The organism is Streptomyces sp. MH60, assembly GCF_002939385.1.
Classification (GTDB): Bacteria; Actinomycetota; Actinomycetes; order Streptomycetales; family Streptomycetaceae; genus Streptomyces.
Genome location: NZ_MULI01000010.1, coordinates 118,397 through 143,909 on the forward strand (window position 1 = coordinate 118,397; position 25,513 = coordinate 143,909).

Annotated in this window: 24 protein-coding genes, 1 tRNA gene and 1 pseudogene; 10 read left to right on the top strand and 16 right to left on the bottom strand. The window is 70.8% G+C overall.

The window, feature by feature from the left end:
- Positions 1 to 220: 220 nt before the first annotated feature.
- Together BZZ08_RS10245 and BZZ08_RS10250 are read right to left on the bottom strand one after the other, a co-directional pair.
- Positions 221 to 517 (bottom strand): hypothetical protein, encoded by a 297-nt coding sequence (locus tag BZZ08_RS10245; RefSeq protein WP_104631847.1) that lies wholly within the window; start codon positions 515 to 517, stop codon positions 221 to 223.
- Between the two features lie 21 nt (positions 518 to 538).
- Positions 539 to 2,227: a sodium:solute symporter family protein gene (locus BZZ08_RS10250; protein WP_104631848.1), complete on the bottom strand. Its 1,689-nt coding sequence runs from the start codon at positions 2,225 to 2,227 to the stop codon at positions 539 to 541.
- A gap of 190 nt (positions 2,228 to 2,417) precedes the next feature.
- Between BZZ08_RS10250 and galT the strand changes: the two genes are divergently transcribed.
- From galT to galK, 3 genes are read left to right on the top strand one after another with little or no spacing between them, the layout of a single operon-like run.
- Positions 2,418 to 3,479, top strand: a complete 1,062-nt coding sequence (gene galT, locus BZZ08_RS10255; RefSeq protein ID WP_104631849.1) for a galactose-1-phosphate uridylyltransferase — start codon at positions 2,418 to 2,420, stop codon at positions 3,477 to 3,479.
- Positions 3,476 to 4,438, top strand: coding sequence for a UDP-glucose 4-epimerase GalE (galE, locus tag BZZ08_RS10260; protein ID WP_104631850.1), 963 nt, complete (start codon positions 3,476 to 3,478; stop codon positions 4,436 to 4,438). Before galT ends, galE begins: the two co-directional genes overlap by 4 nt.
- 38 nt (positions 4,439 to 4,476) lie before the next feature.
- Positions 4,477 to 5,640 carry a galactokinase gene (gene galK, locus BZZ08_RS10265; RefSeq protein ID WP_104631851.1) on the top strand — a complete coding sequence of 388 codons (1,164 nt, stop codon included), beginning with the start codon at positions 4,477 to 4,479 and terminating at the stop codon, positions 5,638 to 5,640.
- A gap of 5 nt (positions 5,641 to 5,645) precedes the next feature.
- Here the strand turns inward: galK and BZZ08_RS10270 are convergent, their stop codons facing one another.
- Positions 5,646 to 6,101, bottom strand: a complete 456-nt coding sequence (locus BZZ08_RS10270; RefSeq protein ID WP_104631852.1) for a GNAT family N-acetyltransferase — start codon at positions 6,099 to 6,101, stop codon at positions 5,646 to 5,648.
- Between the two features lie 305 nt (positions 6,102 to 6,406).
- On the opposite strand from BZZ08_RS10270, the gene BZZ08_RS10275 reads away from it, so the two are divergent.
- Entirely contained in the window at positions 6,407 to 7,186 is a 780-nt protein-coding gene (locus BZZ08_RS10275; RefSeq protein ID WP_198601388.1) for a response regulator transcription factor, read from the top strand.
- On the opposite strand, the gene tamR is transcribed toward BZZ08_RS10275, so the two are convergent.
- On the bottom strand, positions 7,145 to 7,642 hold the full coding sequence (gene tamR / locus BZZ08_RS10280) for a MarR family transcriptional regulator TamR (RefSeq protein ID WP_007450665.1): 498 nt from the start codon (positions 7,640 to 7,642) through the stop codon (positions 7,145 to 7,147). The two genes, BZZ08_RS10275 and tamR, sit on opposite strands and share 42 nt — an antisense overlap.
- 119 nt (positions 7,643 to 7,761) lie before the next feature.
- Between tamR and BZZ08_RS10285 the strand changes: the two genes are divergently transcribed.
- Positions 7,762 to 8,619, top strand: a complete 858-nt coding sequence (locus BZZ08_RS10285; RefSeq protein ID WP_104631854.1) for a trans-aconitate 2-methyltransferase — start codon at positions 7,762 to 7,764, stop codon at positions 8,617 to 8,619.
- A complete protein-coding gene (locus tag BZZ08_RS10290; protein ID WP_104631855.1) occupies positions 8,616 to 8,993 on the top strand; it encodes a VOC family protein in 378 nt (125 codons plus the stop codon). Before BZZ08_RS10285 ends, BZZ08_RS10290 begins: the two co-directional genes overlap by 4 nt.
- Positions 8,994 to 9,006: 13 nt before the next feature.
- Here the strand turns inward: BZZ08_RS10290 and BZZ08_RS10295 are convergent, their stop codons facing one another.
- The 3 genes from BZZ08_RS10295 to BZZ08_RS10305 form a co-directional block, all read right to left on the bottom strand.
- Positions 9,007 to 10,182: a CaiB/BaiF CoA transferase family protein gene (locus BZZ08_RS10295; protein ID WP_104631856.1), complete on the bottom strand. Its 1,176-nt coding sequence runs from the start codon at positions 10,180 to 10,182 to the stop codon at positions 9,007 to 9,009.
- Positions 10,183 to 10,277: 95 nt separating this feature from the next.
- A complete protein-coding gene (locus tag BZZ08_RS10300) occupies positions 10,278 to 10,955 on the bottom strand; it encodes a TetR/AcrR family transcriptional regulator (protein ID WP_104631857.1) in 678 nt (225 codons plus the stop codon).
- Positions 10,952 to 11,962, bottom strand: a complete 1,011-nt coding sequence (locus BZZ08_RS10305) for an acyl-CoA desaturase (RefSeq protein WP_104631858.1) — start codon at positions 11,960 to 11,962, stop codon at positions 10,952 to 10,954. The genes BZZ08_RS10300 and BZZ08_RS10305 overlap by 4 nt, the downstream gene beginning before the upstream one ends.
- A gap of 305 nt (positions 11,963 to 12,267) precedes the next feature.
- On the opposite strand from BZZ08_RS10305, the gene ppc reads away from it, so the two are divergent.
- Complete coding sequence (gene ppc / locus BZZ08_RS10310; protein ID WP_104631859.1) at positions 12,268 to 15,003, top strand: phosphoenolpyruvate carboxylase; 2,736 nt, start codon at positions 12,268 to 12,270, stop codon at positions 15,001 to 15,003.
- 102 nt (positions 15,004 to 15,105) lie between these two features.
- Here the strand turns inward: ppc and BZZ08_RS10315 are convergent, their stop codons facing one another.
- From BZZ08_RS10315 to BZZ08_RS10345, 7 genes are all read right to left on the bottom strand, one after another.
- The gene (locus BZZ08_RS10315) at positions 15,106 to 15,633 is read right to left on the bottom strand and encodes a hypothetical protein (RefSeq protein ID WP_104631860.1); all 528 of its coding nucleotides are present in this window, start codon (positions 15,631 to 15,633) and stop codon (positions 15,106 to 15,108) included.
- A 52-nt stretch (positions 15,634 to 15,685) separates the two neighbouring features.
- A complete protein-coding gene (pth, locus tag BZZ08_RS10320; RefSeq protein WP_104631861.1) occupies positions 15,686 to 16,288 on the bottom strand; it encodes an aminoacyl-tRNA hydrolase in 603 nt (200 codons plus the stop codon).
- A 107-nt stretch (positions 16,289 to 16,395) separates the two neighbouring features.
- Positions 16,396 to 16,992: a 50S ribosomal protein L25/general stress protein Ctc gene (locus tag BZZ08_RS10325; protein ID WP_104631862.1), complete on the bottom strand. Its 597-nt coding sequence runs from the start codon at positions 16,990 to 16,992 to the stop codon at positions 16,396 to 16,398.
- Between the two features lie 212 nt (positions 16,993 to 17,204).
- Positions 17,205 to 18,179, bottom strand: coding sequence for a ribose-phosphate diphosphokinase (locus BZZ08_RS10330; protein WP_104631863.1), 975 nt, complete (start codon positions 18,177 to 18,179; stop codon positions 17,205 to 17,207).
- A gap of 131 nt (positions 18,180 to 18,310) precedes the next feature.
- Positions 18,311 to 19,759 (bottom strand): bifunctional UDP-N-acetylglucosamine diphosphorylase/glucosamine-1-phosphate N-acetyltransferase GlmU, encoded by a 1,449-nt coding sequence (glmU, locus tag BZZ08_RS10335; RefSeq protein ID WP_104631864.1) that lies wholly within the window; start codon positions 19,757 to 19,759, stop codon positions 18,311 to 18,313.
- A gap of 119 nt (positions 19,760 to 19,878) precedes the next feature.
- Positions 19,879 to 19,954 (bottom strand) — tRNA-Gln (locus BZZ08_RS10340).
- Between the two features lie 14 nt (positions 19,955 to 19,968).
- On the bottom strand, positions 19,969 to 20,829 hold the full coding sequence (locus BZZ08_RS10345; protein WP_104631880.1) for a hypothetical protein: 861 nt from the start codon (positions 20,827 to 20,829) through the stop codon (positions 19,969 to 19,971).
- 134 nt (positions 20,830 to 20,963) lie between these two features.
- Between BZZ08_RS10345 and BZZ08_RS10350 the strand changes: the two genes are divergently transcribed.
- Complete coding sequence (locus BZZ08_RS10350; protein ID WP_104631865.1) at positions 20,964 to 22,283, top strand: sensor histidine kinase; 1,320 nt, start codon at positions 20,964 to 20,966, stop codon at positions 22,281 to 22,283.
- 12 nt (positions 22,284 to 22,295) lie between these two features.
- Here BZZ08_RS10350 and BZZ08_RS10355 read toward each other — a convergent pair whose 3' ends face one another.
- Positions 22,296 to 22,790 carry an SUKH-3 domain-containing protein gene (locus tag BZZ08_RS10355; protein WP_104631866.1) on the bottom strand — a complete coding sequence of 165 codons (495 nt, stop codon included), beginning with the start codon at positions 22,788 to 22,790 and terminating at the stop codon, positions 22,296 to 22,298.
- A gap of 47 nt (positions 22,791 to 22,837) precedes the next feature.
- Positions 22,838 to 23,368, bottom strand: a complete 531-nt coding sequence (locus BZZ08_RS10360) for a YwqJ-related putative deaminase (protein WP_104631867.1) — start codon at positions 23,366 to 23,368, stop codon at positions 22,838 to 22,840.
- 294 nt (positions 23,369 to 23,662) lie between these two features.
- On the opposite strand from BZZ08_RS10360, the gene BZZ08_RS10365 reads away from it, so the two are divergent.
- Both BZZ08_RS10365 and BZZ08_RS10370 read left to right on the top strand, forming a co-directional pair.
- Positions 23,663 to 24,655 carry an SMI1/KNR4 family protein gene (locus BZZ08_RS10365; protein ID WP_104631868.1) on the top strand — a complete coding sequence of 331 codons (993 nt, stop codon included), beginning with the start codon at positions 23,663 to 23,665 and terminating at the stop codon, positions 24,653 to 24,655.
- Positions 24,656 to 24,662: 7 nt separating this feature from the next.
- Positions 24,663 to 25,513 (top strand): annotated as a pseudogene (locus BZZ08_RS10370) (SUKH-4 family immunity protein); the annotation flags it as partial.

Here is a 25,513-nt window from a genome sequence, read left to right on the forward strand (position 1 = left end):
GACGCGCCAACCGCTGCGGGCGGACACCCCCCGACACGACCCCTTCCCGCCGTACGCGCCTGCGGGCCGTCGCCGCCTAGCTGCGGGCAGTCGTGCCGCTGGGGCGGCACGGGTGGGCGCAGCGGCACCCCGCTACGCCGGGCCGCGCTCCACTCGCGCCCACCCCCGCGCCGGGTGACCGGCTGACGCCGGACCACTGCCCGGCGTCAGAAGAGTGCCGTCACTCGTCCACCGGCGGTGTCGGCGGCGCCGTCGGCCTCAGCTTCAGCCAGGCCAGGAAGAACACGCCCAGGACCAGCATCCCCAGCCCGGTCCACAGGTTGATGTTCACCCCCTGCGCCTTGTCGATGTCCTCGTCGGACGCCACGAAGCCCGCGATCGTCACGATGACGCCGTAGATCACGAACAGCCCGCCGATGATCCGCCGGATGTCGAACAGCCGCGCGGCGGTGACGGACTTGGTCTCCAGCTCGGAGACCTCGTCCTGGACGTTCTTGTCGGAGTAGGAATCAGACATGCTCTCTCAATCCTCCCGCGATCAGAACGAGAACGGGATGTAGCAGGCGGCGGCCAGGACGACCGCCCCCCAGCCCAGCAGCGCCGGCCTGCGGTACCACGCGTCGTCGCCCTTGGCGGGCGCCTCCGACATGCCGGGGGAGGTGGTGCCGTAGACCAGGCCCTGGAGATCGGCGACCGGCTTCGGCTTGGTGAACAGGGACACGGCGACCATGACCACCGCACCGGCGACGAAGCCCGCGATCGCGGAGACGAAGTTGGCGCCCTGGTCGGAGGGGATGTCGATGATGCCCTGCTTGTAGATGACGAAGTAGTTCACCATCGCGGCGGTCGTGCCCGCGATCAGCCCCCAGAAGCCGGACTTCATCGACGCGCGCTTCCAGAACATGCCGATGATGAAGACCACGAACATCGGCACGTTGAAGAAGGAGAAGAGCGTCTGGAGGTAGCTCATGATGTTGGAGAAGGACGAGGCCAGGAACGCCGTGCCGATGGAGGCCAGGACGCCGATCACCGTGATCAGGCGGCCGAAGCGGACGTAGTAGCCGTCCTCGCGGTCCTTCACCACGTACTTCTGCCAGACGTCGGTGGTGAAGACGGTGTTGAAGGAGGAGATGTTGGCCGCCATGCCGGCCATGAAGGCGGCCAGCAGACCGGTCACCGCGATGCCCAGGACACCGTTGGGCAGCAGTTGCTGCATCAGGTACGGGATCGCGTCGTTGTACTGGAGGTCCGAGCCGGGGGTGCCGATCTTCGGGACGAGGACCGCGGCGACCAGGCCCGGGATCATGACGACGAAGACGATGAAGATCTTCGGGAAGGCGGCGATCAGCGGGGTGCGCTGGGCCGCCGAGAGGTTCTTCGCCGACAGGGCGCGCTGCACCTCGGCGAAGTTCGTCGTCCAGTAGCCGAAGGAGAGGACGAAGCCGAGGCCCAGGACGATGGTCAGCCAGTTGGCGCCCAGCGGGTTCTCGCTGCCGATGCCCGTGCCGCCCCACGCCGTCATGAAGTCGGAGCCGTGGGACTTGGAGAGGGAGTCGGACAGGCCGTCCCAGCCGCCGACCTTCTTCAGGCCCAGGATGGTGATCGGGATCAGGCCGGCCAGGATCACGAAGAACTGGAGCACCTCGTTGTAGATGGCCGAGGAGAGGCCGCCCAGGGTGATGTACGCCAGGACGAAGAAGCCGGCCACCACGATGGCCACCCACTCCGGCCAGCCGAGGAGCGCCTCGACGACGATCGCGAGGGCGTAGAGGTTCACGCCGGCGATCAGGATGGCGGCGATGGCGAACAGGGCCGAACTGAGGAGGTGGGAGGCCTTGTCGAAGCGAAGCAGGAGGAACTCCGGGACCGAGCGGACCTTCGAGCCGTAGTAGAACGGCATCATCACCAGGCCGAGGAAGACCATCGCCGGGATGGCGCCGATCCAGTACCAGTGGGTCGTGTAGACGCCGTACTGGGCGCTGTTGGCGGCCATGCCGAGGATCTCGGTGGCGCCCAGGTTGGCCGCGACGAAGGCGAGGCCGGTGACCCAGGCGGGCAGGGAGCGGCCGGACAGGAAGAAGTCCAGGCTGGTCTTGACCGAGCGGCGGGCGGCGAAGCCGATGCCCAGGACGACCACGAAGTAGATCCCGAGGATCGTGTAGTCGAGCCAGTTGGTGGGGAGTCGAAGCTCTGCGGCTAGATAAGTGGAGCTTGTGGGGGTTTGCATTAAGCACTCGCTTCGTTCGCGAACTGATCCGCAGCGGAACCTACGCCTCCGCGTTCAGTAATTGAACACTTCTGGTGATGAACTTTGTTTGATTGTGATGTGCCACCAGGGTTGGTGGGTTGTGATGTGTTATGTTTGATTGTGTTGGATGACTGGTGACTGTCATGGGTGGGTGCAGAGGAGTGCGGCAGTGAAGAAGACCTCGACCCGGCTGGCCGACGGCCGTGAGCTGGTCTACTACGACCTTCGCGACGACACCGTGCGCGACGCCGTGGACCGCCGTCCGCTGGAGCGGACCGTCACCACCTCCGAGGTGCGCCGTGACCCGCTGCTCGGCGACTCGGTCGCCGTCGCCTCGCACCGCCAGGGACGCACCTACCATCCGCCGGCCGACCAGTGCCCGCTGTGCCCGTCGGACGGGGAGCGGCTGAGCGAGATCCCGGACTCGGCCTATGACGTGGTGGTCTTCGAGAACCGTTTTCCCTCGCTGGCCGGTGACTCCGGGCGCTGCGAGGTCGTCTGCTTCACCTCCGACCACGACGCCTCCTTCGCCGACCTGAGCGAGGAGCAGGCCCGGCTCGTGCTCGACGCCTGGACGGACCGCACCTCCGAGCTGTCCCATCTGCCCTCCGTTGAACAGGTGTTCTGCTTCGAGAACCGGGGCGCCGAGATCGGGGTGACGCTGGGTCACCCGCACGGGCAGATCTACGCCTACCCCTTCACCACCCCCCGCACCGCCCTGATGCTCCGTTCACTCGCCGCCCACAAGGACGCGACGGGCGGGGAGAACCTGTTCGACGCCGTGCTGGAGGAGGAGCTGGCCGGTGAGCGGGTCGTCCTGGAGGGTGAGCACTGGGCCGCCTTCGTGCCGTACGCCGCGCACTGGCCGTACGAGGTGCACCTCTACCCGAAGCGGCGGGTGCCCGACCTGCTCGGTCTCGACGAGGCGGCGCGCACAGAATTCCCCAAGGTCTACCTGGAACTGTTGAGGCGCTTCGACCGGATCTTCGGCGAGGGGGAACCGCCGACGCCCTACATCGCGGCCTGGCACCAGGCCCCGTTCGGGCAGCTGGAGGAGTTCGAGGGCGTGACGCGGGACGACTTCGCGCTGCACCTGGAGCTTTTCACCATTCGCCGTACGTCCGGCAAGCTGAAGTTCCTCGCGGGCTCCGAGTCCGGCATGAACGTGTTCATCAACGACGTGCCCCCGGAGCGCGCGGCCGAGCGACTGCGAGAGGTAGCGAGTTCATGAGTGGGAAGTACCTGGTGACAGGTGGTGCCGGATACGTCGGAAGCGTCGTCGCCCAGCATCTGTTGGAGGCGGGGCACGAGGTCGTCGTGCTCGACAACCTGTCGACCGGCTTCCGCGAAGGCGTGCCGGCGGGGGCCTCGTTCGTCGAGGGTGACATCCGCGACGCCGCCAAGTGGCTGGACGCCTCGTTCGACGGCGTGCTGCACTTCGCCGCCTTCTCCCAGGTCGGCGAGTCGGTCGTCAAGCCCGAGAAGTACTGGGACAACAACGTCGGCGGGACCATGGCCCTGCTGGAGGCCATGCGGGGCGCGGGTGTGCGGCGGCTCGTCTTCTCCTCCACGGCCGCCACGTACGGCGAGCCCGAGCAGGTGCCGATCGTCGAGTCCGCGCCGACGAGGCCCACGAATCCGTACGGTGCCTCGAAGCTGGCCGTCGACCACATGATCACCGGTGAGGCGGCGGCCCACGGCCTCGGCGCGGTCTCGCTGCGCTACTTCAACGTCGCGGGCGCGTACGGGGAGTACGGCGAGCGCCACGACCCCGAGTCGCATCTGATCCCGCTGGTCCTCCAGGTGGCGCAGGGCAGGCGGGAGGCCATCTCCGTCTTCGGCGACGACTACCCGACGCCGGACGGCACCTGTGTGCGCGACTACATCCACGTCGCCGACCTGGCCGAGGCCCACCTGCTGGCCGTGGCGGCCGCCACCCCGGGCGAGCACCTCATCTGCAACCTGGGCAACGGCAACGGCTTCTCCGTCCGCGAGGTCGTCGAGACGGTCCGCCGGGTCACCGGCCACCCGATCCCTGAGGTGGTGGCCCCGCGCCGGGGCGGCGACCCGGCGGTCCTGGTGGCGTCCGCGGACACCGCCCGGGAGAAACTGGGCTGGAACCCGTCCCGCGCGGACCTCGCGGGGATCGTGTCGGACGCGTGGGAGTTCGCGCAGCGGCGCGCGGGCTAGTACTTACCGCAGTTACCGGAAGGGCGAGGGGTCAGGGCATGGGCGAGGCTGTCACGGGGACCGTCGGCGAGCGGTTCCGGGAGCTGTACGGGGCGGAGCCGGAGGGGGTGTGGGCGGCGCCGGGCCGGGTGAACCTGATCGGCGAACACACCGACTACAACGACGGCTTCGTGATGCCGTTCGCCCTGCCGCACCAGGCCGTCGCGGCCGTCTCCCGGCGCGACGACGGCGTCCTGCGCCTGCACTCGGCCGACATCGACGCCGGCCCGGTCGAGCTGCGCGTCGCCGACCTGACCCCCGGCTCGGACAAGTCCTGGACCGCCTACCCCTCGGGCGTCGTCTGGGCGCTGCGCGAGGCGGGCCACGAACTGACCGGCGCCGACGTGCACCTGACCTCGACGGTCCCGTCGGGCGCGGGGCTCTCGTCCTCGGCGGCCCTGGAGGTCGTCGTCGCCCTGGCGCTGAACGACCTGTACTCCCTCGGCCTGCGCGGCCGGCAGCTGGCCCGCCTGTGCCAGCGCGCGGAGAACGTCTACGTCGGCGCCCCCGTCGGCATCATGGACCAGACGGCCTCCGCCTGCTGCGAGGCGGGCCACGCCCTGTTCCTCGACACCCGCGACCTCTCCCAGCGCCAGATCCCCTTCGACCTCGCCGCCGAGGGCATGCGCCTGCTGGTCGTCGACACCCGGGTCAAGCACTCCCACAGCGAGGGCGAGTACGGCAAGCGCCGCGCCGGCTGCGAGAAGGGCGCCGCGCTGCTCGGCGTCGACGCGCTGCGCGACGTGCCCTACGCCGACCTGGACGCGGCGCTGGAGCGGCTGGGCGACGAGGAGGAGGTGCGCCGCCTGGTCCGGCACGTGGTGACCGAGGACGAGCGCGTCGAGCGGGTGGTGTCGCTGCTGGAGTCCGGCGACACCCGGGCCATCGGCCCCGTCCTCGTCGAGGGCCACGCCTCGCTGCGCGACGACTTCCGCATCTCCTGCCCGGAGCTGGACCTGGTCGTCGACACGGCCCTCGCCTCCGGCGCCCTCGGCGCCCGGATGACCGGCGGCGGCTTCGGCGGCTCGGCGATCGTCCTGGCGGAGGCCACCGACGTGGACGCCGTCACCAAGGCGATCGAGAACGCCTTCGCGACGGCGTCCTTCAAGACCCCGCGGATCTTCGAGGCGGTGCCCTCGCCGGGGGCGCGGCGCCTGGTCTGAGCCGGTCAGCCGAGCCGCTTCACCAGGGTGTACTCCGTGATCCCCGGCGGGTAGTCGGGGATCACGCACATGACGTCGTAGCCGCGCTTCGTGTAGAAGCCGGGAGCCTGGAAGTCCCAGGTCTCCACGCGGGCGGCGGCGCAGCCGCGTTCGGTGCGGGCGGTGCGTTCCGCCTCGTCGAGGAGGGCGGAACCGAGACCCGCGCCCCGGTGGCCGCCGTCCACCCACAGGTAGGTCACGTGCAGCCAGGTCGCCCAGGTGTGGCCGACCAGGCCGCCCGCCAGGCCGCCGGTGCGGTCCAGGACCCAGACGTGCAGTGGGAATTCGCGTTCGTGAGGGGTCCCGCGCAGGGAACGCAGGACGGAGGAGGCCGCTGTGTTCGTCTCCCGCAGGCGGGTGCGCAGCAGATCGCGCCGTTCCTTGTCGACTTCTGTCACAAGACGAAACATGCGGCTCACCATAAACGTGCCGCGGAGTCAGTTCTGCAAATAGCCTTCCGCTCCCGGCGCCCGTCCGTACTCTGATGAGCAGCACCGGTGGGGGCCGGTGCCGTTCAGGGGGCGAGACAGCCGGGTACGGCGCCCGGGGCGGGGACAGCGGTTACCGCACGGCGGCGGTCGTGCGGCGGCCCGTCCCGGAGTACCGAGCACAACAGCACAGCTGGACGCGGGGCCCCGGGCTTCGTACCCGTGCCGGTGCCGTCGTCCGAGGACGGACAGACGATGGGTATCCCCTGCTCCTCGCGGAGCGCGGGGGAGGGGGTTTCGTGGTTCGTATCCGAGTCCTGGTCGTCGACGACCATCGCATCTTCGCCGAGTCGCTCGCGGCCGCCCTGGCCGCCGAGCCCGACGTCGACGTCTCGGCGGCCGGCAGCGGCCCGGCCGCACTGCGCTGCCTGGAGCGGGCCGCCTCCGAGGGACGGCGGTTCGACGTGCTGCTCGTCGACGCCGACCTGGGCGGCCGGGTGCCCGGCACCCGGCCCGCCGTGCCCGTGCGGGACGGCAACGAGGACGGGCTGGTGGACGGGATCTCGCTGGTCGCCGGGGTGCGGTCGGGGCAGCCGGGCGTACGGATCGTCGTCCTCGCCGAGAAGGACGACCCCCGGCGGGCGGCCCTCGCCCTGGGGGCCGGGGCCTCCGGGTGGGTGGCCAAGGACTGTTCCCTGTCCCGGCTGCTCAGCGTCATCCGGGGCGTCCTGCGCGACGAGACGCACCTGCCGCCCGCCCTGCTCACCGGCGTCCTGCGCGAGCTGACCGCGGCCCGCAAGCACCGCACCGAGAGCGAGCTGCTGGTGGAGTCGCTGACCCCGCGCGAGCGCGAGGTGCTGCGCTGCATGGTCGCCGGGCTCGGCCGCAAGGCGGTCGCCGAGCGGCTGTACCTGTCCCCGCACACGGTGCGCACCCACATGCAGAACGTCCTGGGCAAGCTGGGTGTCCACTCCACCCTGGCCGCCGTGGCGCTGGCGCGCAGGGCGGGGGTGGGACCGGCGGACCTGGACGGCCCCTCAGCCGGGGATGTTGTCGAACGGGGCGGTCAGCTGGCGTAGCAGGGCCGCCAGCTCGCTGCGCTGGGCGCGGGACAGCTCGCCCAGGATGGCGCGCTCCTGGGCCAGCAGGCCGGCCAGCGACTGGTCGGCGCGGTCCCGGCCCTCGTCCGTGAGCCGGACCAGGACGCCGCGCCGGTCGCTGGGGTCGGGCAGGCGCTCCACCAGGCCCTTCTTCGCCAGCCGGTCGATCCGGTTGGTCATCGTGCCCGACGTGACCAGGGTCTGGGTGAGGAGCTGTCCCGGGGAGAGCTGGTACGGGGTGCCCGCGCGGCGCAGCGCCGTCAGCACATCGAACTCCCACGGCTCCAGCTGGTGTTCGGAGAAGGCCAGCCGGCGTGCGCGGTCCAGGTGCCGGGCCAGCCTGCTGACACGGCTCAGCACCTCGAGCGGTTCCACGTCGAGGTCCGGGCGCTCCCGGCGCCACGCTGCGACCAGCCGATCGACCTCGTCCTCCATGACGATCAGTGTAGTGGTTGTGTCGACGTGAAGTCTCTTGAGGTCAACTGTCTTGCCGTCGAGATACTTTCGGGGTGACGCTGGGTACCCGTCCCGCACGGACACCCTCTGGAGGCTCCATGCCCGCCACCGCCCCCACCTGGGACCCCGCCCAGTACCTGCGCCACGCCGGCCACCGCGCCCGCCCCTTCACCGACCTCCTCGCCCGGATCCCGGACCTCCCCGCGGACGCGCCCCGCATCGCCGACCTCGGCTGCGGACCGGGCAACGTCACCGTCCTGCTCGCCGACCGCTGGCCCACCGCCCGCGTCACCGGCTACGACAACTCGCCCCCGATGCTCGAACGGGCCCGGCAGTACGCCGGCCCCACCCCCGGTGGCGGTCACCTCGACTTCGCCCCCGCCGACGCCCGCACCTGGACCCCGGACGAACCGTTCGACCTCCTCGTCAGCAACGCCACCCTCCAGTGGGTCCCCGGCCACGCCGACCGCTTCCCCGACTGGATCGACCGTCTCGCCCCCGGCGGCACCCTCGCCCTCCAGGTGCCCGGCAACTTCGACGCCCCCAGCCACCGCCTGCTGCGCGAGCTGGCCGACTCCCGGCGCTGGCGGGACCGCCTCGACGGCGTCCTGCGCCACGACGACGCCGTCCTCACCCCCGAGGGCTACCTGGCCCGCCTGGCCGCCGCCGGCTGCACCGCCGACGTGTGGGAGACGACGTACGTCCACCTGCTGCCCGGCGAGGACGCCGTCCTCGACTGGGTGAAGGGAACGGGGCTGCGGCCCGTACTGGACGCCCTCGGCGGCGACCCGGCGGCCCGCGACGCGTTCGTCGAGGAGTACCGGACCGTCCTGCGCGCCGCCTATCCCGCCGAGGCCCACGGCACCCCGTTCCCCTTCCGCCGCGTCTTCGCCGTCGCCCGGAAGCCCGCGGGGTCGGCGGGGTCGGCGGGGTCGGCGGGGGAGGCCGGCCGGTGATCACCGGCCTCGACCACGTGCAGCTCGCCGCGCCGCCCGGCGCCGAGGAGCCGCTGCGCGCCTTCTACGCCGGCGTGCTCGGCATGACCGAGATCCCCAAGCCGCCCGTGCTCGCCGCCCGCGGCGGCTGCTGGTTCGCGGCCGGCCCCGTCCAGCTCCACCTGGGCGTCGAGACGACCGGCTTCCGGCCCGCCCGCAAGGCCCACCCCGGGCTGCGGGTCACCGGGATCGACGGGTACGCCGCCCGCCTGGAGGCCCACGGCACGCCCGTCACCTGGGACGACGACCTGCCCGGTCACCGGCGCTTCCACTGCGCCGATCCGGTCGGCAACCGCCTGGAGTTCCTGGAGCCGGACCCACCCGCCCGCCGGTGACCACCGGCCGGGCTCACACCACGCCGTCCGCGGCGAGCGCGTCGATGTCCTCCTCCGACAGACCGAGGCCGCCGAGTACGGCGCGGGTGTGCTCGCCCAGCGCCGGGACCGCCTCCATGCGCGGCGCCCGGCCGGTCGGTCCCGGCGGCGCCATCGCCGGTACGGGACCGGCCGGGGTGGGCACCTCGTGCAGGCGCCCGCGCGCGGCCAGCTGCGGGTGGTCCCACACCTCGGTGAGCGTGTTCACCCGGGCGTTGGCCACCGGCACCGCGTCGAGCAGCGCGATCGCCTCGGTACTGGTCAGCTCCGCGAACCGCGCCGAGATCACCGCGCCCAGTTCCTCCCGGTGCGCGTCGCGGTCCGCGTTGGTGGCGTAGCGCGGGTGCCCGGCCAGCTCCGGACGGTCCAGGAAGCCCGCACAGAAGCCGTGCCACTCGCGCTCGTTCTGCACCGCCGTCATCACGACCTTCCCGTCGCCCGCCGTGAACGGGCCGTACGGATAGATCGTCGCGTGCGCGGCACCCGCCCGGGGAGGCGGCGGCGCGCCGTCGAGGGAGTAGTACAGCGGAAAACCCAGCCACTCCACCGTGGCCTCCAGCATCGACACGTCCAGATGCGCGCCCCGTCCCGTACGGCCCCGCTCGAGCAGCGCGGCCAGGACCGAGCTGTACGCGTACATCCCGGCGGCGATGTCCGACACCGGGATCCCCGCCTTGGCCATGTCGTCCGGCGTGCCCGTGACCGACAGCAGCCCCGCCTCGGACTGCACCAGCAGGTCGTACGCCTTGCGGTCGGCGTAGGGGCCCGGCACGCCGTAGCCGGAGATGTCGCACACGATCAGCCCCGGATGCGCCGCCCGCAGCTCCCGCGCGCCGAGTCCGGCGCGGGCCGCGGCGCCCGGCGCCAGGTTCTGCAGGAAGACGTCCGCGTCCGCGACCAGCCGGCGCAGCAGCTCCAGGCCCCGGGGGTCCTTGAAGTCCAGGGTGACGGACTCCTTGTTGCGGTTGACCCACACGAAGTGCGAACTCAGACCCCGCACCCGGGAGTCGTACGCCCGGGCGAAGTCCCCCGTCCCCGGGCGCTCCACCTTGATCACCCGCGCGCCGAGGTCGGCGAGCTGACGGCTGGCGTAGGGAGCGGCGATCGCCTGCTCCAGCGAGACGACGGTGACGCCGCGCAGTGGCTGCATGTCTTCTGCCCTCGCGGACCTGGCTCTTGCAGGACCTGACTCTCGCGGACCTGACCTTCGTGGACCTGACTCTCGCGGACCTGGCTCGTGCGGACCTAGCTCTTGCGGTGCCCGATCAGCCGCGGCTTCGGCTCCAGACCGTCCAGGCCGTGCCACGCCAGGTTCACCAGGTGCGCCGCCACCTCCGCCTTCTTCGGACGGCGCACGTCCAGCCACCACTGGCCGGTCAGCGCCACCATGCCCACCAGCGCCTGCGCGTACACCGGGGCCAGCTTGGCGTCGAAGCCCCGGTTCTTGAACTCGCGGCCCAGGATGTCCTCCACCTGGGTGGCGATGTCCGAGATCAGCGAGGCGAAGGTGCCCGTCGACTGCGGGATGGGGGAGTCGCGGACCAGGATGCGGAAGCCGTCCGTGTACTCCTCGATGTAGTCCAGGAGCGCGAAGGCGGCCTGCTCGCACAGCTCACGCGGGTGCCCGGCCGTCAGGGAGCCGGTCACCATGTCGAGCAGCCGCCGCATCTCGCGGTCCACGACCACCGCGTACAGGCCCTCCTTGCCGCCGAAGTGCTCGTACACCACCGGCTTGGAGACCCCGGCCTTCGCCGCGATCTCCTCCACCGACGTGCCCTCGAAACCCTTCGCCGCGAAGAGGGTCCGGCCGATCTCCAGCAACTGCTCGCGGCGCTCGGCACCGGTCATCCGGGTGCGACGCGTGCGCCGCGGCTTGTCATTGCTCGGGGTGCTGCTGGAGTCGGTCGCCACGGCGTCAATCATGCCGCCTTCGCCGTCTCCTTCCGGCGGCGGGCGCCGTCCTGATCCGTGTTGCGGCGCGAATCGATACGCGAGCGTGACGGCCAGCGCACGTCGTAGGCCCACCCGAGCTGCTCGAACCAGCGGATCAGCCGGGCACTCGAATCGAGCTGCCCGCGCATCACCCCGTGCCGCGCCGAGGTCGGGTCCGCGTGGTGCAGGTTGTGCCAGGACTCACCGCAGGACAGGATCGCCAGCCACCACACGTTGCCCGAGCGGTCCCGGGACTTGAAGGGGCGCTTGCCCACCGCGTGGCAGATCGAGTTGATCGACCAGGTCACGTGGTGCAGCAACGCCACCCGCACGAGTGAACCCCAGAAGAACCCGGTGAACGCGCCCCACCAGGACATCGTGACCAGCCCGCCGATCAGCGCGGGCAGCCCCAGGGACACCACGGTCCACAGGATGAACTGGCGGGAGACCGCCCGCAGCGCGGGGTCCTTGATCAGGTCCGGTGCGTACTTCTCCTGCGATGTCTGCTCCTCGTCGAACATCCAGGCGATGTGGGCCCACCACAGGCCCTTGATCAGGGCGGGCACCGTCTCGCCGTACCGCCACGGCGAGTGCGGGTCGCCCTCGTCGTCGGAGAACTTGTGGTGTTTGCGGTGGTCGGCCACCCAGCGGACCAGCGGCCCCTCGACCGCCATCGAGCCCGCGATCGCCAACGCGATCTTCAACGGCCGTTTCGCCTTGAAGGAACCATGGGTGAAGTGCCGGTGGAACCCGATGGTGATGCCGTGGCAGCCCAGGAAGTAGAAGAAGACCAGCAATCCCAGGTCCAGCCAGCTCACGCCCCAGCCCCACGCCAGCGGCACCGCCGCCACCAGCGCGAGGAACGGAAGGGTGATGAACAGCAGCAGCGTGATCTGCTCGATGGACCGCTTCTGCTCACCCCCCAGCGTGGCGGAGGACCCCGCGCCGGAATCGGCCGGCTGCGGAGCGTCTGGGATCACATCGGAAGTCGTGGTCATGCGCGTCCCCTGTGGGGTCGAGGGTGGGGTCGTCGAGGTGTGGCCGGTGCCGGGCTACGGGAACCTGCACGGTTTTCCTACGGTTCCGTAACCTACGGCGACGTAAGTATGGCAGTGCGTGGCCGCGCGGCAAGAGCCCCAGAGCCTGCGCGTCCTGGCCGACACCTATCCTGGGAGTCGGTCGGACAGCGCGGTCCGCTCTGATTACTTCCCGGACGTCCGGCCCGGTAAGCGGCGCCCGCCGCGCGGGACGGCCGTCCGGGTTCCCTCCCAGACGAGCTTCAACACTGCAAGGAGCCGCACCTGTGAGCAGTGCCGACGACCAGACCACCACGACGACCAGCAGCGAACTGCGTGCCGACATCCGCCGACTGGGTGATCTCCTCGGGGAGACCCTGGTCCGGCAGGAGGGCCCCGAGCTGCTGGAACTCGTCGAGAAGGTACGCCGACTCACCCGCGAGGACGGCGAGGCCGCCGCCGAACTGCTGCGCGGCACCGAACTGGAGACCGCCGCCAAGCTCGTCCGCGCCTTCTCCACCTACTTCCACCTCGCCAACGTCACCGAGCAGGTCCACCGCGGCCGCGAACTGGGCGCCAAGCGCGCCGCCGAGGGCGGACTGCTCGCCCGTACGGCCGACCGGCTGAAGGACGCCGACCCCGAGCACCTGCGCGAGACGGTCCGCAACCTCAACGTGCGCCCCGTCTTCACCGCGCACCCCACCGAGGCCGCCCGCCGCTCCGTCCTCAACAAGCTGCGCCGCATCGCGGCCCTCCTGGACACCCCGGTCAACGAGTCCGACCGGCGCCGCCTGGACACCCGGCTCGCCGAGAACATCGACCTGGTCTGGCAGACCGACGAGCTGCGCGTCGTACGGCCCGAGCCCGCCGACGAGGCCCGCAACGCCATCTACTACCTCGACGAGCTGCACCTGGGCGCCGTCGGCGACGTACTCGAAGACCTCACCGCCGAACTGGAGCGGGCCGGCGTCAAGCTCCCCGACGACACCCGCCCCCTCACCTTCGGCACCTGGATCGGCGGCGACCGCGACGGCAACCCCAACGTCACCCCCCAGGTGACCTGGGACATCCTCATCCTCCAGCACGAACACGGCATCAACGACGCCCTGGAGATGATCGACGAGCTGCGCGGCTTCCTCTCCAACTCCATCCGCTACGCGGGCGCCACGGAGGAACTGCTCACCTCCCTCCAGGCCGACCTCGAACGGCTCCCCGAGATCAGCCCCCGCTACAAGCGCCTCAACGCCGAGGAGCCCTACCGGCTCAAGGCCACCTGCATCCGGCAGAAGCTGGAGAACACCAAGCAGCGCCTCGCCATGGGCACCGCCCACGAAGAGGGCCGCGACTACCTCGGCACCGCCCAGCTCATCGACGACCTGCGCATCGTCCAGACCTCCCTGCGCGAGCACCGCGGCGGCCTCTTCGCCGACGGCCGCCTCGCCCGCACCATCCGGACCCTGGCCGCCTTCGGCCTCCAGCTCGCCACCATGGACGTCCGCGAACACGCCGACGCCCACCACCACGCCCTCGGCCAGCTCTTCGACCGGCTCGGCGAGGAGTCCTGGCGCTACGCCGACATGCCCCGCGAGTACCGCACCAAGCTCCTCGCGAAGGAGCTGCGCTCGCGCAGGCCCCTGGCCCCCAGCCCGGCCCCCGTCGACGCGCCCGGCGAGAAGACCCTCGGCGTCTTCCAGACCGTCCGCCGCGCCCTGGAGGTCTTCGGCCCCGAGGTCATCGAGTCCTACATCATCTCCATGTGCCAGGGTGCCGACGACGTCTTCGCCGCGGCGGTGCTGGCCCGCGAGGCCGGACTGATCGACCTGCACGCCGGCTGGGCCAAGATCGGCATCGTGCCGCTCCTGGAGACCACCGACGAGCTCAAGGCCGCCGACACCATCCTCGAAGACCTCCTCGCCGACCCCTCCTACCGGCGCCTGGTCGCCCTGCGCGGCGACGTCCAGGAGGTCATGCTCGGCTACTCCGACTCCTCCAAGTTCGGCGGCATCACCACCAGCCAGTGGGAGATCCACCGCGCCCAGCGCCGCCTGCGCGACGTCGCCCACCGCTACGGCGTACGGCTGCGCCTCTTCCACGGCCGCGGCGGCACCGTCGGCCGCGGCGGCGGCCCCACCCACGACGCCATCCTCGCCCAGCCCTGGGGCACCCTGGAGGGCGAGATCAAGGTCACCGAGCAGGGCGAGGTCATCTCCGACAAGTACCTCATCCCGGCCCTCGCCCGGGAGAACCTGGAGCTGACCGTCGCGGCCACCCTCCAGGCGTCCGCCCTGCACACCGCGCCCCGCCAGTCCGACGAGGCCCTCGCCCGCTGGGACGCTGCGATGGACGTCGTCTCCGACGCCGCCCACACCGCCTACCGGCACCTGGTCGAGGACCCCGACCTGCCGACGTACTTCCTGGCCTCCACGCCGGTCGACCAGCTCGCCGACCTGCACCTCGGCTCGCGGCCCTCCCGCCGCCCCGGCTCGGGCGTCTCGCTCGACGGACTGCGCGCCATCCCGTGGGTGTTCGGCTGGACCCAGTCCCGGCAGATCGTCCCCGGCTGGTACGGCGTCGGCTCCGGCCTCAAGGCCCTGCGCGAGGCCGGCCTCGACACCGTGCTGGACGAGATGCACCAGCAGTGGCACTTCTTCCGCAACTTCATCTCCAACGTGGAGATGACGCTGGCCAAGACCGACCTGCGCATCGCCCAGCACTACGTCGACACCCTCGTCCCGGACGAGCTGAAGCACGTCTTCGACACCATCAAGGCCGAGCACGAGCTCACCGTCGCCGAGGTCCTGCGCGTCACCGGCGAGACGGAACTCCTCGACGCCGACCCGGTCCTCAAGCAGACCTTCGCCATCCGCGACGCCTACCTCGACCCCATCTCCTACCTCCAGGTCGCCCTCCTCGGCCGCCAGCGCGAGGCCGCCGCCGCGAACGGGACCCCCGACCCGCTCCTGGCCCGGGCGCTGCTCCTCACCGTCAACGGTGTGGCCGCCGGCCTGCGCAACACGGGCTGACACGGCCCAGCTGCGCCCACCCCGGCGCCGCGCACGCGAAAACACCGGTGCCCCCGAGCTCGCACAGAGCCCGGGGGCACCCTCACGTCGTATCCGAAAACCTCACACCGCGAAGAACGCCCCCGTCAGCAGGGCCACCCCGGCCCCCGCCATCCCCCACGCGACCCGAGTCCGCCGCAGCCCCCCGGCCACGACCACCGACGCAAGCAACAACGCCCCGCCCAACGGCACCCACGCGTACAGAATCCCGGCCGGACCCGAACGCACCGCCTCGCCACTACCGGGCTTCAACACCACGCTGTACGTCCGCCCCTTCGCCACCGCGACGGAGTCCTCGATCACGACCCGCTCCCGCGCCTGCGACCCCGCCGACACCGGCGAGTACGGACCGCTGCACGTCCCCCCGCCGCACCGCGTCACCTCGACCGTGCCCCGCTCCCGCCCCTTGGTCAGCAGCACGTGCTGCGCCGTGCCCCACGACGCCCACACCCCCGCGATCATGATCAACGCGGCGACCGTACCCATCGCCGCCACCCGGCCGAACCGCAGCAGGGCGGAGGACGCGGAGGAAGCGGACGAGGCCTGACGGGGACGAGCGGCGGCGGCAGAGGCAGGCATGGCCGGGATCATTGGCCATGCCTGCACGCCCGGTCAACTCACCCGCGCACCATCGTCGGACAAGTCAGGAGTTGTACGCGCTCTGCGCCCGCTCCAGACCCTCGATCACCAGAGCCTCCACCGCGTCCGCCGCCCGGTCGACGAAGTAGTCCAGCTCCTTGCGCTCCGTCGACGAGAAGTCCCGCAGCACGAAATCCGCCACCGGCATCCGCCCCGGCGGCCGCCCGATCCCGAACCGCACCCGGTGGTAGTCCGCGCCCAGCGACTTCGTGATCGACTTCAGCCCGTTGTGCCCGTTGTCCCCGCCGCCCAGCTTCAGCCGCAGCACGCCGTAGTCGATGTCCAACTCGTCGTGCACCGCCACGATGTTGCCGACCGGAACCTTGTAGAAGTCCCGCAGCGCCGTCACCGGGCCGCCCGACACGTTCATGAACGACATCGGCTTCGCCAGGATCACCCGCCGGTTGGCAGGACCCGGCGGACCGATCCGCCCCTCGACCACCTGCGCCTGCGCCTTGCCGTGCCGCTTGAAGCGCGCCCCGATCCGCTCCGCCAGCAGATCCGCCACCATGAAGCCGACGTTGTGCCGGTTCGCGGCGTACTCGGGTCCCGGATTCCCGAGGCCGGCCACCAGCCACGGAGCGCCCGCGTCCGTCGTCACGTCCATGTCTCCTTAACCACCGGTACCACCCGTAACCACCCGTCCCCCCATACGCGTCGGCCGCTGCCCCGCACGGGAACAGCGGCCGACCACACGATGACCGTGCGGGAGGATCAGGCCTCGGCGGCCTCTTCGCCCTCGCCCTCGCCCTCGGCCGGGGCCTCCTCGGCCTGCGCGGACAGGACCTGCAGCACCACGGTGTCGCCGTCCACGTCCAGCTTCACGCCGGACGGCAGGGCGATGTCCTTGGCGTGGATGGAGGCACCGGCCTCCAGGCCCTCCACCGACACGGTGACCTGCTCCGGGATGTGCGTGGCCTCGGCCTCGACCGGCAGCGCGTCCAGGACGTACTCCAGCAGGTAGCCACCCGGGGCCAGCTCGCCCTCGGCCTGCACCGGGATCTCGACCGACACGGTCTCGCCGCGCTTCACCAGCTGCAGGTCGACGTGCTCCAGGAAGCCCTTGATCGGGTCGCGCTGGACCGACTTCGGGATCGCCAGCTCGTTGGTCTTGCCGTCGATGTCCAGCGCGATCAGCACGTTGGACGTACGCAGCGCCAGCAGCAGCTCGTGACCCGGCAGGGTCAGGTGCAGCGGGTCGGAACCGTGACCGTACAGAACACCGGGAACCTTGTTGTCACGACGGATACGACGCGCGGCACCCTTGCCGAACTCGGTACGCGTCACGGCGGTGAGCTTCACCTCGGACATGATCACTCCTCGTGGGAATCAGGAACGGACGTGGTCACCCGGCCACGAACGGCCTGCTACGAAGAGCGCGTCGATAACGGAGCGCCACACCCGCACACACGGGTACGGCCTCCCTCGCCGAGCAACTTCAGCAGTCTACTCGGAGAGGAAGGCCGTACCCAAAACGATCAAACAGGCGGGACACCACCTGCAGAACGGTTACTGCACAACGCTCACTGCTCGTCGAACAGGCTCGTCACCGAACCGTCCTCGAACACCTCACGCACCGCACGCGCGATCGTCGGCGCGATCGACAGCACCGTGATCTTGTCCAGTTCCAGCTCACTCGCCGACGGCAGCGTGTTCGTGAACACGAACTCGCTCACCTTCGAGTTCTTCAGCCGGTCCGCCGCCGGACCCGACAGCACACCGTGCGTCGCCGTCACGATCACGTCCTCCGCACCGTGCGCGAACAGCGCGTCCGCCGCGGCACAGATCGTGCCACCCGTGTCGATCATGTCGTCGACCAGGACGCAGATACGCCCCTCCACGTCACCCACGACCTCGTGCACCGTGACCTGGTTCGCCACGTCCTTGTCACGCCGCTTGTGCACGATCGCCAGCGGCGCGCCCAGACGGTCGCACCAACGGTCCGCCACGCGCACCCGGCCCGCGTCCGGAGACACCACCGTCAGCTTCGAACGGTCCACCTTCGCGCCCACGTAGTCCGCGAGCAGCGGCAGCGCGAACAAGTGGTCCACCGGACCGTCGAAGAAGCCCTGGATCTGGTCCGTGTGCAGATCCACGGCCAGAATCCGGTCCGCGCCCGCGGTCTTCATCAGATCCGCGATCAGACGCGCCGAAATCGGTTCACGCCCACGGTGCTTCTTGTCCTGCCGCGCGTAACCGTAGAACGGCACGATGACGGTGATGGAGCGGGCCGACGCGCGCTTCAACGCGTCGATCATGATCAGCTGCTCCATGACCCACTTGTTGATCGGAGCCGTGTGGCTCTGGATCAGGAAGCAGTCCGCACCGCGCGCCGACTCCTGATACCGCACATAGATCTCACCGTTGGCGAAGTCGAAGGCCTTCGTCGGGACGACCCCGACCCCCAGCTGCTGGGCGACCTCCTCGGCAAGCTCGGGGTGTGCGCGGCCGGAGAAGAACATCATCTTCTTCTCGCCGGTCGTCTTGATCCCGGTCACAGCACTTTCTCCTCAGAGGTTCGCAGCTGAGCTCATGGGCGCTCTCCCGACTGGCCGCGGGGGCGTCTCAGCTGGTGGGGTGCGGATGTGCACTTATCACGGTACGCCGTGTTCGACGCGCCGGTTTCCGGTCAGTCTTCGCCGCCGGCCTCGCGGGACACCGCCTCGGCAGCCTTCGCCGCCGCGCTCCCCGGACGCTTCCGGGCCACCCAGCCCTCGATATTCCGCTGCTGGCCACGGGCCACGGCCAGCGAACCGGGCGGGACGTCCTTCGTGATCACCGAGCCGGCGGCGGTGTAGGCACCGTCCCCGACCGTGACAGGAGCCACAAACATGTTGTCCGAACCCGTACGGCAGTGTGAGCCGATCGTCGTGTGGTGCTTGTCCTGACCGTCGTAGTTCACGAACACACTCGCGGCACCGATGTTCGTGAAGTCACCGATCGTCGCGTCACCCATGTACGACAGGTGCGGGACCTTCGTCCCCTCACCGATCGACGCGTTCTTGGCCTCGACGAACGTACCGATCTTCGATTTGAGCCCGAGCCGGGTACCCGGCCGCAGATACGCGTACGGACCGACCGAGGCCTGCGGACCGACGTGCGCGCCGACGGCCACCGTGTTGTCCACCCGCGCACCCGCGTCGACCCGGGTGTCCGTCAGCCGGGAGTTCGGCCCGACCTCGCAGCCCTCGGCCAGATGCGTCGAACCGTGCAGCTGCGTACCCGGGTGGAGAACGACGTCCTGCTCGAACGTCACCGTCACGTCGACCCACGTCGTCGCCGGGTCCACCACGGTCACGCCGGCCAGCATCGCCCCGGTCAGCAACCGGTCGTTCAGGATCCGACGCGCCTCGGCCAGCTGCACACGGTTGTTGATCCCGGCGATCTCCCGGTGGTCGCCGGCCACCGACGCACCCACCCGGTGCCCCGCCTCACGCAGGATCCCCAGCACGTCCGTCAGGTACTCCTCGCCCTGGCTGTTGTCCGTGCGCACCTTGCCCAGCGCGTCCGCGAGCAGCTGCCCGTCGAAGGCGAACACACCCGAGTTGATCTCACGGATCGCCCGCTGCGACTCCGAGGCGTCCTTGTGCTCGACGATCGCCGTCACGGCGCCCGACGCCCCGTCCCGCACGATCCGGCCGTACCCCGTCGCGTCCGGCACCTCGGCCGTCAGCACCGTCACCGCGTTGCCGTCGGCCGTGTGCGTGGCGGCGAGGGCCTTGAGCGTCTCGCCGGTGAGGAGCGGGGTGTCACCGCAGACGACCACGACGACCCCGTCCACGGCACCGCCCAGCGCCTCGAGACCCATCCGCACGGCGTGCCCGGTGCCGTTCTGCTGCTCCTGGACGGCGGTGCGTACGTCGGGGGCGACCTCGGCGAGGTGCGCGGTGACCTTCTCGCGGGCGTGCCCGACGACCGCGACCAGGTTCTCGGGGTCCAGCTCACCGGCGGCGGCGAGCACGTGCCCGACGAGGGACCGGCCGCACAGCTCGTGCAGGACCTTGGGTGTGGCCGACTTCATACGGGTGCCCTCACCCGCTGCGAGAACGACGACGGCTGCCGGGCGAATGGCGCTCACGGGATGCCCTTCGGCTGTTGAGGAGGTGGGGACCTCCGCAGGATACCGGGGCGGTTTACGGGGGACATGAGTGCGGGCCCTGACATTGACGTCAAGGCCCGCGATGAGGTCACGCGCAGTGGCTCCCCCGCAAGGATTCGAACCTTGTCCTGCTAGATCCAAAATCTAGTGTGCTGCCGGTTACACCACGGGGGAACGTGCGTCAGACCTTACCGGAGTCGTGTGACGGCGTCAGCGACGATTCCCGTCCACCAGCCTTCGATCCGGCGGTACAACTCGGCACTCTGTCGCACGGTGAGTACGAGACAACCGCGGTAGTCGTCGCCCGTGTTCTTGCGTACCGTCCTCGGGTTGTGCCGCTTGAGCGTCGTCTTGCCGAAGGAGCTGCGGTCCGCCTGGACTACGTCTGCCCAGTGGGCCTCCGCTGACTCGACGTCGGCCGTCTCGTGAATCATCACGCGGTAGGTGATGTGCTCGCGCTCGACGTTGAGCAGGTCCAACCACGAGAGGAAGAGGCGGATCATGTCGGAGTCGCTGTTGACGAACGTGACTCGTTCTCGTCGCGCATGTGGTTTGTCCTTGAGGCCCTCGGCCCAGTAAAGGGCCACGCCCGCCAGGAACAGATCGCGATCGGACAACGCCCCGATGTCCGCTGCTGCGGCCTCCTTGGTCTGCTGTCGCTGCTTCTCTCGCACTGCTAGCTCATGCTCCCAGCGCTTGCGTGCGGCCAGCTTGGCCTGTTCCGCCGGGTCACGTCGTTCCGGTTTCGGCAGGTCACGTACCCACAGGGAGATCGAACCCTTCGAGCATCCCAGCTCCGCTTCGATCTGGTCGTACGTCCAGCCTCGGAGGCGTAGCTCCCTGGCCTTCGCGCGGAGGTCGTCCTTCGCGCGCGGCCGCTTCGTCCACTCTGGAGGCGGCTCGCCCTCCAGGAGGCGGTTGAGGATGTCGTTGTTGTCGACGTGCAGTCGGTCGCGGATCTGGCGACGGCTGAGCCCCTCGCGCCGCAGCGCGACCGCCCGCTCCCGTAGTCCTTCGAAGTCCGCGTACTTGTTCGGTGAACGTGCCATGGGCATACCGTCCGGCCGGAATCCTCGCCTTCGGAGGCGAACGACCTGGGGTTCACCAGTTCGAGGGATATCGCGTCGTATCGTTTGTCGAAAGTCACCGGAAATGGGGCGCCCGGCGCCCGTAGGCTGGAGGCATGACCACGACGGGGGAAGACCACGTTCGGGCCCGGGGTGGGCCCGGGTGGTGGGACAGGCGGCGCGGCGCGGTGCTCGATGTGAGCCTCGGTGTCGTGTCCGCGCTGGAGTGTGCGGCGGAGGGGGTTCCGTTCGCGCGGGACGCCGGGATTCCGTTGGTGATGGGGGTGGTGTTCGGGCTGCTGGCCGGTTCGGTGCTGGTGGTGCGGCGGAAGTGGCCGATCGCGGTGGTGCTGGTGGCGATCGCCATCACACCGGCCGAGATGGGCTTCCTGCTGGGCGTCGTCGGCCTGTACACGCTGGCGGCGTCGGAGTTGCCGCGGCGGATCATCGGGGCCCTGGCCGGGATGTCGTTCCTGGGGACGCTGATCGTGACGTTCGTGCGGTTGCGGCAGGACATGGGCCGGGACGGCGTGGACCTGGGGGACTGGTTCTTCCCCTTCGCGTCGGTCGGGTCGTCGCTGGGACTGACCGCGCCGCCCTTGCTGCTGGGCCTGTACGTGGGGCAGCGGCGCCGGTTGATGGAGAGTCTGCGGGAGCGGGCGGACAGCCTGGAGCGTGAGCTGCAGTTGCTCGCGGAGCGGGCGGAGGAGCGTGCCCAGTGGGCGCGCAACGAGGAGCGGACGCGGATCGCGCGGGAGATGCACGACGTGGTCGCGCACCGGGTGAGTCTGATGGTGGTGCATGCCGCCGCGCTCCAGGCGGTGGCGCGGAAGGACCCGGAGAAGGCGGTGAAGAACGCGGCCTTGGTGGGGGACATGGGGCGGCAGGCGTTGACGGAGCTGCGGGAGATGCTCGGGGTGCTGCGCAGTGGTGGGGCGGGTGCGCGGGCCGAGCGGGCGGCGGTGCCGTTGGCGGCGGTGGGGGTGGCGGCCGCGGCGGCGGCGTCGCGGGCGGTCGAGGACGGGGAGTCGTCCTCGGAGGGGCCGTGCCTGTCGGAGTTGGACGAGCTGATCGGGCAGTCGGAGGCGGCCGGGATGGTCGTGGATCTGTCGGTGGAGGGGGAGGAGCGGCTGTACGCGGCGGAGGTGGAGTCGACGGCGTTCCGGGTGGTGCAGGAGGCGCTGACGAACGTGCACAAGCATGCGGCGGGCGCGAAGACGTACGTACGGCTGGCGCACCGGGTGTCGGAGATCGCGATGCAGGTGGAGAACGAGCCGCCGCCGGAGGTCTCGGCGGCGTCGTCGGCGCGGTTGCCGTCGGGGGGCAACGGGCTGGTGGGGATGAAGGAGCGGGTGGCCGCTCTGGGGGGCGTGTTCGTGTCGGGGCCGACCGACGCGGGGGGTTTCCGGGTGTCGGCGGTGATTCCGGCGTCGTAGTCGCGCCCCGGGTCAGCCGGTGGTGAGGCGGGCCGGCTGGGTGCCGGCGACGAGGGTGGCGAGGGCGGTGTCGATGGTGGGGCCGAGGTACCAGTCGCCGGTGTGGTCGAGGGCGTAGACGCGGCCTTCGGCGTCGATGGCGATGAGGGCCTGGCTGTCGGTTTCGGTGCCGAGGGGGCAGGTCTGGGTGTCCAGGGCGCGGCCGAGGTCGCCGAGGGTGCGGGCCATGTGGAGGCCGTGCAGGGGGTCGAGGTGCAGGGTGGCGGGGGCGATCTGGCGGCCGGGTCCGGTGGGCGCGATGTGCAGACCGCCGAATTCGGCCCAGGCCTCGACGGCGGCGGGGAACACGGTGTGGCGGTGTCCCGCGGGTGAGGTGTGTTCGCGCAGGGTGTCGGCCCAGATCTCGGCCTGCTTGATGTCCCAGCGTCCCGGTTGCCAGCCGGCGTCGCGCAGGGCGGCGTCGACGGGGACGGGGAAGCGGGTGGTGGAGGTGCGGTCGGCTTGCATCGGCCCTTGGTTCGTCTCGGTCGGCTGGTTCGGGTCGATCTGCTCGGTCAGTCCTTCTCCGCCGTGGGGTCGACGACGCGGACGCCGAAGTGGGCGCTGAGGGCGGTGCAGGCGCGGCAGGGTGCGGCGAAGGCGCCGTGGAGGGGGTCGCCGTCCTCGCGGATGCGGCGGGTGGTGAGTTTGGCGTGTTTGAGTGCTTTGCGGGCTTCGCCGTTGGTCATGGGTTTGCGCGCGGCGCGTTTGCTGCGGGTGGCGTCGGCGGTGGCCAGGTGGCGTGAGATGAGGATCGTCTCGGCGCAGCGGCCGGTGTAGCGGTCTCGTTGGCCGCTGGTGAGGGTGTCGAGGAAGTCCTGTACGAGGTGGTGCAGGGCGGGCGGTGTGTCGGCGCGTGTGGCGGTGCCGGTGAGGGTGGTGCCGCGTACGGAGAGGGCGGCGGCGACGGTCGGGAGTATGCCGTCGCGGCGGTGCCGGAGGGCGGGGGTCCGGTGGGCGTCGGCGCTGCTCCAGCCGATGCGCGGGTCGCCGCCGCGGGGGTCGTCGGACCGCCCGGTGTCGGGTCCCGTCTGTGTCGCACTCATGATCGTCTTCCCCTCCTGAGCATCCCCCCGAAGGTCACAGAGTGCCAAATCTCGTGGCTCCTGCGGAAGCTGGGGCGGGGTGACACGCCCGGGTATGGGCGGTGGGTCACGGGAGGGTGACGGCTGGTCACGGAAGCGGAGGTGCGGGTGTCGGGTGCGGGGTCCGGTGCCGGTGACCCCTCTTGCCGTACCGCATAGGCTGTCGGCACCGCGCTCTCGTACGCGGTGGACCCAGACAGTGCAGGCAGATCAGACGGATCTGGCAGCAGACAGACGCCGCAGGGGGCAACCGCCATGACGACAGGTCGGCTCGGGCAAGCAGCCGCGCCGCCGAACGCGGCCTATGCCGGGCAGGTCGTGCATTTCCCGGATCCGGTGCGGGCGGCCCGTCACCCGAGAGGGGTACGGGTGGACGCGGGTGGTTACCCCGACTTCTCACCGTACGCGCGTGCGGTCGCGGAGATCGCGGATCCGCCGGAGGGGTTCGGGGTCGACGAGTTGCGGCTGACGGACTACGTGTCGGCGAACGCGGCCCTGGCGGCGTCGGGGCACGAGCTGTGGGACACGGTGCCGGCGGTGGCGACGCCGCACGGCTGGACGTGGCACCACGTGGCGGGTTCGCGGCGGATGGAGCTGGTCCCGGTCGAGGTGAAGGCGCTGCTGCGGCACCACGGTGGGATCTCGACGGCGGTGGTGGACCAGGGCAAGCGCGGCACGCGGCCGTTGCAGGAGACGCGTCCGGCGCACTTCGGTCTGCCGAAGTCGGGTGTGGCCGTCACGGAGCAGCAGGTGCAGGGTGTCGAGGAGGACCTCGGGTACCGGCTGCCGGGCGCCTACCGGTCGTTCCTGAAGGCGGCGGGCGGCTGTGCGCCGGTGGGTACGGCGCTCGACGCGGAGCTGGGGCTGCTGGTGGACCAGCCGTTCTTCACGGTGCGTGAGGAGGCGGCGGTCAACGACCTGGTCTATGTGAACAAGTGTCTGCGGGACCATCTGACGAAGGACTATCTGGGCGTCGCGTTCGTCCAGGGCGGTCTGCTCGCCGTGAAGGTGAAGGGCGAGCGGATCGGTTCGGTGTGGTTCTGCGCCTATGACGACGTGCGGGACGTGGATCCGTCGTGGCCGCCGGCGGACCGTGTGGAGCGGCTGCTGCTGCCGTGCGGTGAGGACTTCGACGCCTTCCTGTCGCGGCTGGCGGGTTCCCCGCCGGAGCTGGAGACGGTGGCGAACCTGATGGTGGACGGCGGGTTCGCGCGTGCGGTGCCCGCGTCGGCGTCCGTAGGGGAGTGAGCTGACGATGGTGACGTTCGCGCAGGCGCAGGAGCGCGCCGAGGAGTGGGTCAACGGCGAGCTGCCGGCGTACCAGCACCGTGAGGTGCGGGTGCGGGAGTTCGACCTCGGGTTCGTGGTGTGGGCCGAGGACCGGGCGGACGGCCCGCGTTCGGACGGGGGTGCGCAGCGGCTGGTGATCGCCCGGGACAGCGGCGAGGCGACGTTGTGGCCCTCGCTTCCGGTGGGCGAGGTGATCCGCCGGTACGAGGAGGAGTACGGCCGTCCGGACGAGGCGGAGACGGCGGCTCCGGCGCCTGCGGCGCGGGTGGACCTGAACCAGACGTCGTTCTTGTTGAGTCCGCCGGAGTGGTTGCAGGAGGCGGCGGACCGGATCGGCATTCCGGATCGCCGGCGGGGCGACCAGGAGCACGGCGGCACGGGGGGTGGCGGGGGCGCTGGTGGCGCTGGTGGTGCTGGTGGCGCGCTTCCCGAGACTCAGGCGGGGGTGCCTTCGGCTCCCGCCGCGTCGGCACCGGCGTCGGCGGGCGGCTCGTCCGGGAGCGGTGCCGGGTGGCCGGTCGCGGGCGCGGTGCCGGGTGCCGGTGGCTCCGGCGCGGGTGCGCCGAGTGTCCCGAGTGCGCCGGGTGCGCCTGCCGGGGCGACGCCCTGGGCGGGGACGGACACCAACGCGGACGCCGGTGAGGACCGTTCCGTACCGTTGCCCCAGACCGTGTTCGCGCCGCCGTTGAGCGGTGCCGACGACGACACGCCGCCGCCGTCCACGACGCCGGACGCCAAGACCGCGCTGATGTCGGGCGGCAGCCAGCTTCCGGCGACGGCGTTCGCGCCGGCCATCGGCGACCCGAACGCGCCCGG